This is a genomic window from Paenibacillus sp. ALE3 (assembly GCF_054113405.1).
In genome coordinates, this window is the sequence record NZ_CM134214.1 from 272,501 (window position 1) to 284,967 (window position 12,467).

The following is a 12,467-nucleotide window of genomic DNA, read 5'->3' on the forward strand; positions in this document are numbered from 1 at the left end:
CGGAGAAATTCCAATCGAACCCGGAGATAGCTGGTTCTCCCCGAAATAGCTTTAGGGCTAGCCTCGGAAAGAAGAATCGTGGAGGTAGAGCACTGATTGGGTGCGGGGCCCGCAAGGGTTACCAAGCTCAGTCAAACTCCGAATGCCATGGATTTAGTTCCGGGAGTCAGACAGTGAGTGCTAAGATCCATTGTCGAAAGGGAAACAGCCCAGACCATCAGCTAAGGTCCCCAAGTGTGTGTTAAGTGGGAAAGGATGTGGAGTTGCACAGACAACCAGGATGTTGGCTTAGAAGCAGCCACCATTGAAAGAGTGCGTAATAGCTCACTGGTCGAGTGACTCTGCGCCGAAAATGTAACGGGGCTAAACACACCACCGAAGCTATGGCTTGATGCTTGCATCAGGGGTAGGGGAGCGTTGAATGCGGGTTGAAGGTGTACCGGAAGGAGCGCTGGACTGCATTCAAGTGAGAATGCCGGTATGAGTAACGAAAAGATCTGTGAGAATCAGATCCGCCGAAAGCCTAAGGGTTCCTGAGGAAGGTTCGTCCGCTCAGGGTAAGTCGGGACCTAAGGCGAGGCCGATAGGCGTAGTCGAAGGACAACAGGTAGAAATTCCTGTACCACCGTAATCCGTGATGAGCGATGGGGTGACGCAGTAGGGTAGTGACGCGGACTGATGGATGTCCGTCTAAGCAGTGAGGCTGATGTGTAGGCAAATCCGCACATCGTTAAGGCTGGGCTGTGATGGGGAGCGAAAATTATAGTAGCGAAGGTCATGATCTCAGACTGCCAAGAAAAGCCTCTAGCCAGGAGAAGGTGCCCGTACCGCAAACCGACACAGGTAGGCGAGAAGAGAATTCTAAGGCGCGCGGAAGAACTCTCGTTAAGGAACTCGGCAAAATGACCCCGTAACTTCGGGAGAAGGGGTGCCTCGGTAGGGTGAATAGCCCGAGGGGGCCGCAGTGAAAAGGCCCAAGCGACTGTTTAGCAAAAACACAGGTCTGTGCGAAGCCGCAAGGCGAAGTATACGGGCTGACGCCTGCCCGGTGCTGGAAGGTTAAGGGGAGTGGTAAGCTCTTTTAGAGCGAAGCTATGAACCGAAGCCCCAGTAAACGGCGGCCGTAACTATAACGGTCCTAAGGTAGCGAAATTCCTTGTCAGGTAAATTCTGACCCGCACGAATGGCGTAACGACTTGGGCGCTGTCTCAACGAGAGATCCGGTGAAATTTTAATACCTGTGAAGATGCAGGTTACCCGCGACAAGACGGAAAGACCCCATGGAGCTTTACTGCAGCTTGATATTGAATTTGGGTACGATCTGTACAGGATAGGTGGGAGCCGTTGAATCTTGAGCGCCAGCTTGAGAGGAGGCATCCTTGGGATACCACCCTGATCGTATCTAGGTTCTAACTTGGTACCGTGATCCGGTGCGAGGACAGTGTCAGGTGGGCAGTTTGACTGGGGCGGTCGCCTCCTAAAGAGTAACGGAGGCGCCCCAAGGTTCCCTCAGAATGGTTGGAAATCATTCGAAGAGTGCAAAGGCAGAAGGGAGCTTGACTGCGAGACCTACAAGTCGAGCAGGGACGAAAGTCGGGCTTAGTGATCCGGTGGTACCGCATGGAAGGGCCATCGCTCAACGGATAAAAGCTACCCTGGGGATAACAGGCTTATCTCCCCCAAGAGTCCACATCGACGGGGAGGTTTGGCACCTCGATGTCGGCTCATCGCATCCTGGGGCTGAAGTAGGTCCCAAGGGTTGGGCTGTTCGCCCATTAAAGCGGTACGCGAGCTGGGTTCAGAACGTCGTGAGACAGTTCGGTCCCTATCTGTCGTGGGCGTAGGAAATTTGAGAGGAGCTGTCCTTAGTACGAGAGGACCGGGATGGACGTACCGCTGGTGTACCAGTTGTTCCGCCAGGAGCACCGCTGGGTAGCTATGTACGGAAGGGATAAGCGCTGAAAGCATCTAAGCGTGAAGCCCCCCTCAAGATGAGATTTCCCAATTAGTAAGACCCCTTGAAGACGACGAGGTAGATAGGTTGGGGGTGGAAGTGCAGTAATGCATGGAGCTGACCAATACTAATCGGTCGAGGGCTTATCCTAAAGATAAAGCGCAAGGAAGTTTCGGATCCAGTTTTCAAGGTGTAACCTTGAAGTTAGAATTTGCGAGGCAAATTCATGTTTGGTGGCGATAGCGGAGGGGTTCCACACGTACCCATCCCGAACACGACCGTTAAGCCCTCCAGCGCCGATGGTACTTGGACCGCAGGGTCCTGGGAGAGTAGGACGCCGCCAAGCGAGTTTTATAATTATTATTCCCTGATAGCTCAGTTGGTAGAGCACTCGACTGTTAATCGAGTTGTCACAGGTTCGAGTCCTGTTCGGGGAGCCATTTGCTCTCATAGCTCAGTAGGTAGAGTGCATCCATGGTAAGGATGAGGTCACCGGTTCGATCCCGGTTGAGAGCTTGTTACAGGATGGCCCGTTGGTCAAGGGGTTAAGACACCTCCCTTTCACGGAGGTAACAGGGGTTCGAATCCCCTACGGGTCATAGGATAGTATGGAGGCTTAGCTCAGCTGGGAGAGCATCTGCCTTACAAGCAGAGGGTCGGGGGTTCGATCCCCTCAGCCTCCACCATATTTTATTCTCTTACATGGATGAAATATAGGGGAATTGTGAATCATATGCATATTGGGGATTAGCCAAGCGGTAAGGCAACGGACTTTGACTCCGTCATGCATAGGTTCAAATCCTATATCCCCAGCCATTAAGAGCCATTAGCTCAGTTGGTAGAGCACCTGACTTTTAATCAGGGTGTCGAAGGTTCGAGTCCTTCATGGCTCACCATTGTATTACATGCGCGTGTGGCGGAATTGGCAGACGCACTAGACTTAGGATCTAGCGTCTTTGACGTGGGGGTTCAAGTCCCTCCACGCGCATCCTGTTTTTGCGGACGTGGCTCAGCGGTAGAGCATCGCCTTGCCAAGGCGAGGGTCGCGGGTTCGATTCCCGTCGTCCGCTCCATATTTGCGCCCTTAGCTCAGCTGGATAGAGCGTTTGACTACGAATCAAAAGGCCGGGAGTTCGAATCTCTCAGGGCGCGCCATCTTTTTAAAATAATATAATATCGGGATGTAGCTCAGCTTGGTAGAGCACCTGGTTTGGGACCAGGGGGTCGCATGTTCAAATCGTGTCATCCCGATACTGATTTGCGGGTGTAGTTCAATGGTAGAACTTCAGCCTTCCAAGCTGATAGCGTGGGTTCGATTCCCATCACCCGCTTACCGATTACCTAGAAGCCGAAAGGCTTCTTTTTATTTTGTCCACAATACATTAACTTCTATGTATATAGAGCATTAAATGATGCCTCTTGTCATGCACGGTTGGGGATGACTTGTGCATATCCTATATAGGCTTTTATCACCTAGACCCGGATTTCCCCTCTTACGGTCCCCTTTTTCCTGTAGTAAGGCTAAATTCGTGATCAAATCCATTGAAAATAGGAATCCTATAATTATTATGTTGCGAAATTCATGGTGATAACTCTACATCTGCTCCTTTTGTTGTGCACACTCTTCTTTATTTATGTGGGTAACACGTAGAGATTAATGAGTAAACAGATTTAGAATACTGAGATTATGGCTTTTTTGTGTATATCTTTGTGGATAGAGCGCAATGAATTTCACTTTGTCAACAAATAATAAACATATACACATCATGACACAAGAATTTGTACCTTTGAAAACGCACCTTTTAAAAGAGACTGTGCATAAAGTTTCGCACATCAATAGCTATAAAATCAGATTTAATTTTTAAATTTCATTATTATGTATATATAACCAATATATTCTCCAAAAAAGTATTTCAAAAGCATGATTTTTTCCTGTAAATTTTGCAGCTTTTCATACGTTTTTATTGTATGATGTTAAGAAAGTGTCAAATTTCGTGTGTATACGTACCTTTGCTACAACTGAATAGGTGTGGAACAGATCAGATGGGGGGAAAAGCATGACTGAGCTTACGTTAACCGCTAACAAAAACCAATCCAACAATCTGCTACGGCGGGACGTTCGTTTTCTAGGAAATATTCTTGGTGAGGTTTTGGTTCATCAGGGTGGCAACGAACTTTTGGATATCGTGGAGAAAATACGTGAGGCAAGTAAATCGTTACGTGCCGGGTATCAGCCGGAGTTATACGAGAATTTCAAACAAATGGTCAGTGGACTGGATACGGATATTCGTCACCAGGTTATTCGCGCGTTTGCGATTTACTTTCAGTTGGTGAATATCGCTGAGCAGAACCATCGTATTCGTCGTAAGCGGGATTATGAGCATTCAGCTGGTGAAGAGGTTCAACCCGGTTCTATCGAAAGTTCCGTTCAGGAGCTTAAACAAGGAGGCTTCTCCGCAGAGGACGTTAGCAACATGCTGAATGAACTCTCTTTGGAGCTGGTCATGACTGCACATCCTACAGAAGCAACACGACGAGTAATCCTGGATATCCACAAACGTATTTCCGAAGATGTCATGCTGCTGGATAATCCGATGCTTACCTTGCGTGAGCGAGAACAGGTACGGGAAAATCTGCTTAATGAAGTAATTACATTGTGGCAGACCGATGAGCTACGTGATCGAAAGCCAACTGTATTAGATGAAGTAAGAAATGGAATGTATTATTTTCATGAGACCTTGTTTCATGTATTGCCGGATGTATACCAAGAACTGGAACGATGTTTGGTCAAATATTATCCTGAGCAAAAATGGCACATTCCAACTTATTTGAGATTTGGTTCTTGGATCGGTGGAGACCGAGACGGGAATCCATCTGTTACATCTCATGTGACTTGGGAAACATTACGTATGCAGCGCAAGTTGGCTTTGAGAGAATATCAGCACACGCTGAAAGAACTCATGGGTTACTTGAGCTTCAGTACCAGCATTGTGCGGGTTTCTGATGATTTGTTGGCTTCTATTGAAGAAGACCGCGCCCACATCACACTTAAAAAAATGGAAGTATGGCATAACGAAAAAGAACCTTATCGCATCAAACTGGCATATATGATTGCTAAGGTGAATAACGTTTTGGATGAAAGCAAACAGGGTACCAAGGAGCGCTACAGCTCCGCGGAGGAACTTATTGCAGACCTGAATGTTATTGACAACAGCTTGCGCCATCATTTTGCTGATTATGTGGCAGACACGTATATCCAAAAGATGATTCGTCAGGTAGAGCTATTCGGGTTTCATACGGCTACGCTGGATGTGCGTCAGCATAGTCAGGAACATGAAAATGCGATGACTGAAATTCTTTCTAAAATGAATATTGTGTCAGATTACAGTAAGTTGTCAGAGGAAGAAAAAATAGATCTGCTGGAACAGCTGCTGAATGAACCGCGTCCGATTACTTCGCCGTATTTAAAATATAGCGATAGCACACAGGAATGTCTTGATGTATATCGTACGATTTATTTGGCTCAGGAGGAATTTGGCAAGCAGTCCATTACAAGCTACTTGATCAGTATGACCCAAGGGGCCAGTGATTTGCTTGAGGTCATGGTATTAGCCAAAGAGGTGGGCCTGTTCCGCATCGAGAAGGATGGCACTGTCATCTGTACGCTGCAATCCGTTCCTTTGTTCGAAACGATAGATGATTTGCACGCTGCACCTGATATTATGAGAAGATTGATGAACCTGCCTGTATATCGACAATCTGTAGCCGCCATGGATGAGCTTCAGGAGATCATGCTTGGCTACTCGGATAGTAATAAGGATGGCGGTGTGGTTACAGCGAACTGGGAACTTCGGGTCGCTATGAATAGCATTACGGAAGTAGTAAACGAGTATGGCGCAAAAGTGAAGTTTTTCCACGGACGTGGAGGAGCGCTGGGGCGTGGAGGAATGCCACTTAACCGCAGTATTCTGGCTCAGCCTCCTCATACCATTGGTGGAGGAATTAAGATTACAGAGCAAGGCGAAGTGCTATCATCCCGCTATTCGCTCAAGGGGATTGCATATCGGAGCTTGGAGCAGGCGACATCGGCGTTAATTACGGCTGCTGCCTATCATCGCTCGGGAAAGAAAGAAGTGTTCGAGGAAAGCTGGGAGGAGATTATTGCCCGTATTTCCGAGGTATCACTGGAGAAGTATCAAGATTTGATTTTCCGAGACCCGGATTTCTTCAGTTTCTTCAAAGAATCTACACCGTTGCCTGAGGTAGGCGAGCTGAATATTGGATCTCGCCCGTCCAAGCGTAAGAATAGCGAACGTTTTGAGGACTTGCGTGCCATTCCGTGGGTTTTTGCGTGGACACAAAGTCGTTACTTGCTACCCGCTTGGTATGCGGCAGGAACTGGTTTGCAAAGCTACTATCAAAACAATGAAGATAACCTTAAAGTGCTGCAAACGATGTTTAGAGACTCTGCTTTCTTCCGGTCGCTTATTGATACACTGCAAATGGCAATCGCTAAAGCGGATTTGCTGATTGCAGAGGAGTACGCTGGGATGTCGGATAATGAAGAAGCACGACAACGTATATTTGGACAGATTTCTGCAGAGTTCAAGCTGACATCTGAGTTGATTTTGAAAATAACCGGACAATCTGAGATTTTGGACGATGTACCTGTTATTCAGGAATCTATCCGGTTGCGTAATCCTTATGTCGATCCGTTAAGTTATTTGCAGGTTCAATTGCTAAGTGAGCTGCGCGAGTTGCGTAATCAGAACGGTGATGATGCTGAAATGCTGCGTGAGGTACTGTTGACGATTAACGGAATTGCCGCAGGCTTGAGAAACACAGGCTGATATAGTTTGGCTGTATGATACAGGCAATCGGGTACTCATGGAGTGCCCGATTGTGCTGTGTTTATAGTAATGACGCACGAGTTTGTTACTTGTGTCCATACTTCAGTTGATTTCTGGATAAAATTAAACTACGATGAATAATCATAAACATATAATAAGTAACCCATCAGCAAGTCTGGGGGAGTATAGAGTGGATAATATGGAAAGCCGCTTGGTTAGGCTGGTGCAAAAAGGTGATCAGCGAGCTTTTGCGGAGTTAGTCGAGTTATATAAAGATCGGATTTTTCATCTTTCCTACCGGATGCTAGGTAATCGTCATGAGGCGGAGGATTTGGTGCAGGAAACTTTTTTGCGTGTGTATCGCAACTTGGAAAAGTATGACCATGGGCAGAAGTTCTCAACCTGGATTTATCGGATTGCTACAAATCTGTGCATTGATCGTCTGCGAAGAAGAAAACCTACATACTCACTTGATGCTGAAATGAATGATCAAGAAGGTGTTGATGGGTACGCCATGCTTGCTAGTGAAGAGCTTACCCCTGAAGGGAGTACGCTGTTGTCGGAAACGCAAGCTTTAATTCATGACGCCATTGACAGCCTTCCTGATAAATACAAGACGATTATGGTTTTACGGTACTTGCAGGAGCTTTCCTTGCAGGAAATTAGCGATGTGCTCAATCTTCCAGTTACCACAATTAAGACAAGAGTACACAGGGGACGGGATTTTCTACGCAAAAAATTGGAGCACAAGCTATAAATGATGTGCATACATTCTAGGAAAAGAGCCTGCGAGATGTTTTTATGAAACATAATGCTCGTTGTAACGTATGTAAGATGAGCAAAGTTTCTAAGCCGGAGCATGTTATGTTGAGAAACACGGAAGAATATTAGAAAGGATTGGCTCATATGGATTGCAAACAAGCCGTCTCTTTTATGCATGACTATCTAGATGGCGACCTGTCTGAGCAGGACAAACATGAGTTGGAACAACACTTGTTAGACTGCCCGGAATGCCGCATGCGTTTTAAAGAGCTGGAGCGGACGGATGCGATGCTTTACGGTACACGCTATCATCAAGTGCCGTGTGTATCGGATGAGCTGACATTTCGCATTATGAATGCTTTGCCGCCGCATAAAAGACAGCCTGCGGTGCCTATGCTAACTTGGGTGAAGAGGCATCCCGCTGTAACAGCTGCCGCCTTCTTCCTTATTGTGATATGCTCAAGTATGGCCAGCTTTTCTAGCACGGACCATCAATTGGTAGTCAAAGGAAGCAATCTAGATCAAGTTGTTATTCAGGGCGATACTGTAATTGTACCTGAAGGGAAATCCATTGCCGGAGATTTAACAGTACAAAATGGTGAGGCCCGTGTATACGGTGATGTGGAAGGAAATCTTACTGTGATTGACGGCTCTTACTATCAAGCTTCAACCGCCCATATTGCAGGACAGGTTAAAAGTATCGATCAAACCTTGGACTGGATTTGGTACAAGGTTACCGATTTGTTCGGGGGACCGTCTTCTCCATAAAAGAAGCTTGAAATGGCAAGAACGATATCGAGCGCCTTTTTCCGCTGGAAAAGGCGTTTTTTTGTATATGAATCTGGCGAATCGTACTGTATTTTACTTATTTTGGTGATTCTTTTGTCGCACAGCTTGCAACGTGAGCCTGATCGTTATAACCTAGATAGAGAGAGCATACTGTGTACATATTACACCCACTCACTACAGAAAATTGCGGGGGCATGCGCATGTTGGATTATTTTGCGGACCTGACTTGGAAAGAGTCCATTAAAGATATTATCGACATTTTAATCGTAACCTATATTATGTATCAGCTTATTTTACTTGTTCGCGGAACGCGAGCAGTTCAATTGTTAAAAGGAATTCTGTTCCTGGTCGTTATTTGGGCGGTTAGTACCTGGTTTGATTTGTACACGCTCAAGTGGTTGATGAATCAGATGTTCACCTTTGGTGTAGTGGCTATTTTTATTATTTTTCAACCTGAGTTGCGTCGTGCTCTAGAGCAGTTGGGACGTGGTAAATTATTTGGGCGTTCGTCAGTAGATGATGAAGAAATCAATAAGTTAATTGGAGAAATGATTAAGGCGCTGAATTATTTATCACGTAGAAAAATAGGAGCATTGGTCGTATTCGAGCGCGAGACAGGACTGAACGAATATACGGAGTCTGGTATCAAGACACAGGCCGTAGTTAGTTCTGAACTGCTAATTAACATCTTCATTCCCAATACGCCTTTGCATGATGGTGCGGTGATTATACAAAATAAACAGATTGCTTCTGCGGCCTGCTATTTGCCATTATCGGAAAATCCCTTCATTAGCAAGGAGTTGGGAACCCGTCATCGGGCTGCAATTGGCGTGAGTGAGGTAACCGATGCCGTAACTGTCGTGGTATCGGAGGAAACAGGGCAAATTTCGTTGGCTATCAATGGTCAGGTCGTGCGAGACATTAAGGAAGAATCCCTAATCTCCAAGCTGTATGAGGAGTTGCGGCCAACACCGTCACTGAAGGAAAAACGCGGCTCATTCTGGAATCGGAGGGGAGGCCGTGGAAATTCATGATGGACAAATGGATTAACAATAATACGATTTCCAAGATATTGGCGCTTGCGGTTGCTATAATGCTGTGGGGAATGGTTCATCTGGATACAGGTACACCTTCGTCTACGTTGACCGTTTCCTATAATAATAAAATAATTGATAATGTGGCCATTCAGGCCAGTGGTCTGGATGATTCAAAATATGTGCTGTCTACTATGGACACGGATCATGTAAAGATGGAGGTCAGAGGACAGCGCTCTGTCCTGACTACTTTTTTCGCGGATAATTATCAGGCAAAACTAAACTTAAGCGGATTAGGAGCAGGTACTAAAACATTGTCACTTGAACCGGATTTGCCGGATGGGGTGGAATTGGTATCGATGACTCCTAACCGTGTTACAGTAACAATTGAGGAAAAACAAACGAAATCATTTAATGTATCTATAGTACCTAAGGGTAGTCCAGATGCGGGGCTACAGCTCGGTAAGCCTGTGATTGCTCCTCAAACGGTAAAGGTTACCTTACCCAAAAGCCAGCTGAATACCGTTACTGCGGTGCAAGGGACTGTTAACACGGATGGCATCTCAGAAAAGTTTGAACAGAAACGGGTAAAGCTGAAGGCCTATAACAAAAAGGGGCAGGAACTCACAGGTGCGGTCATTGAGCCATCCACGGTGTCCGTTGAAATCCCAGTCACTCAGCAGGCGAAGTCTGTGCCTGTCAAGATAGTCTATTCTGGAGAGCTGCCAGACGGATTGGCGCTTTCTAAAGTAAACGCAAACGTGAAGGAAGCAGCGGTATATGCATCACAGGATGTATTAAGCAGCCTCAGCTCTTATGTCACGGTTACACTCGATCTGAGTCAATTTACGGAAGCGGGGACCCGTACGGTTCAAGCTAATTTGGCAGCTCCCTCAGGTTCTGATAAAATCGAGCCAGGGTCAATACAAATTCAGGTGACTGTCGTTCCTTCCAATGAAGTTACAGATACGGAACGGACGCTGTCAGGCATCCCAATCGTTTTACAAGGTGCAGGAGATGGAGGTAATGCGACTTTCATAGCGCCCACAGGCAAGACGATGGATGTTACTGTGAAGGGTCCTCAGGATTTGGTAAACAATTTAACCAATGATGACGTTAGTTTGGTGGCAAATGTAAGTGGCCTCTCGGCTGGTCAACACGAGGTTACTTTGAAAGTAGGCTTGCCTAAATACATTACACAAGCCGGGAATGCCGGCCAACTAAAGGCAACGGTAAACATTGAGAGCCCTTCTACGCCTGCTGTAACGAATCCGAATAGTGAGAATGAATCAAACCCCTCTGGTAGTGGTGATAAGGGGCAGGAGAGGCCACAGGAGGGGCAGGGCAATCAAGGTGGCAACTCTGACGCTAATACCGGGGACAACGCAGCTGCGGAGGATAAAACAAATCCTCATAACGGCGCAGAATCTTCTGCGAATGGAACCTCGGAGAACAGTCAGCCATAACATGTTTTATCTGTAGTAAATGATCAAGATTTATTAGACAAAAAAAGGGAGTCATTTTACATGGGGAAATATTTTGGTACAGATGGTGTACGAGGCATTGCTAATCAGGAACTAACAGCCGAACTGGCATATAACATTGGCCGCTGCGGCGGATATGTCTTAGCAGGTAATGTAGAGAAACCGACAGTTGTGATTGGTATGGATACACGAATATCCGGGCTGATGTTGGAATCGGCACTGGTAGCCGGGTTGTTGTCCATTGGGGCTAATGTGGTTCGCCTAGGTATTGTTTCGACGCCTGGGGTGGCATATCTCACACGGCAATTGAAAGCGGACGCTGGTGTAATGATCTCAGCATCTCACAATCCTGTTGAGGACAACGGGATTAAGTTTTTTGGCGGCGATGGGTTTAAATTAACCGATGAAACGGAATTGAAAATTGAAGAGCTTATGGATGCAAAAGAAGACCAATTGCCTCGTCCGATTGGCAACGGGTTGGGCACGGTTGTTGTAGACGAGCATTCCCGCTACGATTATCTGGAGTTTTTGAAAACAACAATTAGTCATTCTTTTGAAGGTCTAAAAATTGTATTGGACTGTGCAAACGGAGCAGCTTATGAGCTGGCGCCGAAGCTTTTTGCGGATTTGGGAGCTGAAGTGCACACGATCGGAGCGGAGCCAAACGGATTGAATATCAATGATCATTGTGGCTCGACTCATCCTGAAAAGCTGAAAGAGGAAGTGCGCCGCTTGAAAGCGGATATTGGGCTTGCCTTTGACGGCGATGCTGATCGCCTGATCGCAATTGATGAGAACGGGGAAGAGGTAGATGGAGACTACATTCTCTGTATTTGCGGGGATGCAATGAACCGCGCTGGAAAACTCAAGGACAGCACCATTGTATCGACAGTAATGAGTAATATCGGTTTTTATAAAGCTACTGAAAAGCTGGCTCTCAAGACTGCAAAAACTGCGGTCGGAGACCGTTATGTGATGGAAGAAATGCGTCGGGGTGGATTTAATCTGGGCGGTGAGCAGTCTGGTCATGTTATTTTCCTAGACCACAATACGACAGGTGATGGCATGCTGACGGGGATTCAGTTGGTAGATACCCTGAAAGCTTCCGGCAAGAAGATGAGCGAGCTAAAATCGCTTATGAAACAATATCCGCAAGTGCTTGTGAATGTACGTGTGCAGGACAAACGCAATTACGAGGGGAATCCTGCGATTGCAGAAGCCATTGAGCAGGTGGAACAACAATTGGGCGATAATGGGCGTGTATTGGTCCGTGCTTCAGGTACAGAGTCGCTTATTCGTGTAATGGCCGAAGGCCCGGACAAAGATGAGCTGGAGCGATTCGTCGGACAGATCGTAGATGTCGTGAAAAAAGAATTAGTTTAAAATTTTGTAAACGTAGGTTGCCTGTTAAACATAAGCAGGCAACCGCATTTACGGTTATTCACTAAGGATTTAACGCCTTTAGGATGTAATTATGAATAAAGTGTCATTGCCAAATGATGCTCTGCTGAATATAATATAGGGATGTTGTGACTCAAATAGAGAAAGCGTGGGTTGTGAGGTAACGTAATACAAGCGCCAGAGCTTGATTTTG

6 protein-coding genes, 11 tRNA genes and 2 rRNA genes (1 of these 19 cut by a window edge) are annotated in these 12,467 nt (G+C 46.3%); all 19 read left to right on the forward strand.

Features of this window, described 5'->3' with window-relative positions:
- Positions 1-2,105: ribosomal RNA gene (locus ACXHJ2_RS01255) — 23S ribosomal RNA — on the forward strand (it extends 825 nt beyond the left edge of the window).
- Between the two features lie 78 nt (positions 2,106-2,183).
- A 5S ribosomal RNA gene (gene rrf, locus ACXHJ2_RS01260) occupies positions 2,184-2,300 on the forward strand.
- An 18-nt stretch (positions 2,301-2,318) separates the two neighbouring features.
- Positions 2,319-2,394: transfer RNA gene (locus ACXHJ2_RS01265), tRNA-Asn, on the forward strand.
- Positions 2,395-2,397: 3 nt separating this feature from the next.
- A tRNA-Thr gene (locus ACXHJ2_RS01270) sits at positions 2,398-2,470 on the forward strand.
- Between the two features lie 11 nt (positions 2,471-2,481).
- A tRNA-Glu gene (locus tag ACXHJ2_RS01275) sits at positions 2,482-2,553 on the forward strand.
- A gap of 11 nt (positions 2,554-2,564) precedes the next feature.
- A tRNA-Val gene (locus tag ACXHJ2_RS01280) sits at positions 2,565-2,640 on the forward strand.
- A 55-nt stretch (positions 2,641-2,695) separates the two neighbouring features.
- Positions 2,696-2,770: transfer RNA gene (locus tag ACXHJ2_RS01285), tRNA-Gln, on the forward strand.
- 4 nt (positions 2,771-2,774) lie between these two features.
- Positions 2,775-2,850 (forward strand) — tRNA-Lys (locus tag ACXHJ2_RS01290).
- A gap of 11 nt (positions 2,851-2,861) precedes the next feature.
- Positions 2,862-2,942, forward strand: a tRNA-Leu gene (locus ACXHJ2_RS01295).
- Positions 2,943-2,952: 10 nt separating this feature from the next.
- Positions 2,953-3,027 (forward strand) — tRNA-Gly (locus ACXHJ2_RS01300).
- 5 nt (positions 3,028-3,032) lie between these two features.
- Positions 3,033-3,109: transfer RNA gene (locus ACXHJ2_RS01305), tRNA-Arg, on the forward strand.
- 22 nt (positions 3,110-3,131) lie between these two features.
- A tRNA-Pro gene (locus tag ACXHJ2_RS01310) sits at positions 3,132-3,205 on the forward strand.
- Positions 3,206-3,214: 9 nt separating this feature from the next.
- Positions 3,215-3,285: transfer RNA gene (locus tag ACXHJ2_RS01315), tRNA-Gly, on the forward strand.
- 726 nt (positions 3,286-4,011) lie between these two features.
- Positions 4,012-6,804 (forward strand): phosphoenolpyruvate carboxylase, encoded by a 2,793-nt coding sequence (gene ppc, locus ACXHJ2_RS01320; RefSeq protein WP_025675905.1) that lies wholly within the window; start codon positions 4,012-4,014, stop codon positions 6,802-6,804.
- A 190-nt stretch (positions 6,805-6,994) separates the two neighbouring features.
- On the forward strand, positions 6,995-7,561 hold the full coding sequence (gene sigW, locus ACXHJ2_RS01325) for an RNA polymerase sigma factor SigW (protein ID WP_013373239.1): 567 nt from the start codon (positions 6,995-6,997) through the stop codon (positions 7,559-7,561).
- A gap of 149 nt (positions 7,562-7,710) precedes the next feature.
- Complete coding sequence (locus ACXHJ2_RS01330; RefSeq protein ID WP_013373238.1) at positions 7,711-8,334, forward strand: anti-sigma factor; 624 nt, start codon at positions 7,711-7,713, stop codon at positions 8,332-8,334.
- 221 nt (positions 8,335-8,555) lie between these two features.
- Positions 8,556-9,389, forward strand: a complete 834-nt coding sequence (gene cdaA, locus ACXHJ2_RS01335; protein ID WP_013373237.1) for a diadenylate cyclase CdaA — start codon at positions 8,556-8,558, stop codon at positions 9,387-9,389.
- Positions 9,386-10,855: a CdaR family protein gene (locus ACXHJ2_RS01340; RefSeq protein ID WP_165084405.1), complete on the forward strand. Its 1,470-nt coding sequence runs from the start codon at positions 9,386-9,388 to the stop codon at positions 10,853-10,855. Before cdaA ends, ACXHJ2_RS01340 begins: the two co-directional genes overlap by 4 nt.
- A 60-nt stretch (positions 10,856-10,915) precedes the next feature.
- The gene (gene glmM, locus ACXHJ2_RS01345; RefSeq protein ID WP_165084407.1) at positions 10,916-12,256 is read left to right on the forward strand and encodes a phosphoglucosamine mutase; all 1,341 of its coding nucleotides are present in this window, start codon (positions 10,916-10,918) and stop codon (positions 12,254-12,256) included.
- Positions 12,257-12,467: the final 211 nt, after the last annotated feature.

Bases quoted from the DNA above. Each gene is read 5' to 3' on its own strand.
- ACXHJ2_RS01330 (WP_013373238.1), top strand. From the start codon at position 7,711: ATGGATTGCAAACAAGCCGTCTCTTTTATGCATGACTATCTAGATGGC.
- ACXHJ2_RS01340 (WP_165084405.1), top strand. From the start codon at position 9,386: ATGATGGACAAATGGATTAACAATAATACGATTTCCAAGATATTGGCG.
- cdaA (WP_013373237.1), top strand. From the start codon at position 8,556: ATGTTGGATTATTTTGCGGACCTGACTTGGAAAGAGTCCATTAAAGAT.
- ppc (WP_025675905.1), top strand. From the start codon at position 4,012: ATGACTGAGCTTACGTTAACCGCTAACAAAAACCAATCCAACAATCTG.
- glmM (WP_165084407.1), top strand. From the start codon at position 10,916: ATGGGGAAATATTTTGGTACAGATGGTGTACGAGGCATTGCTAATCAG.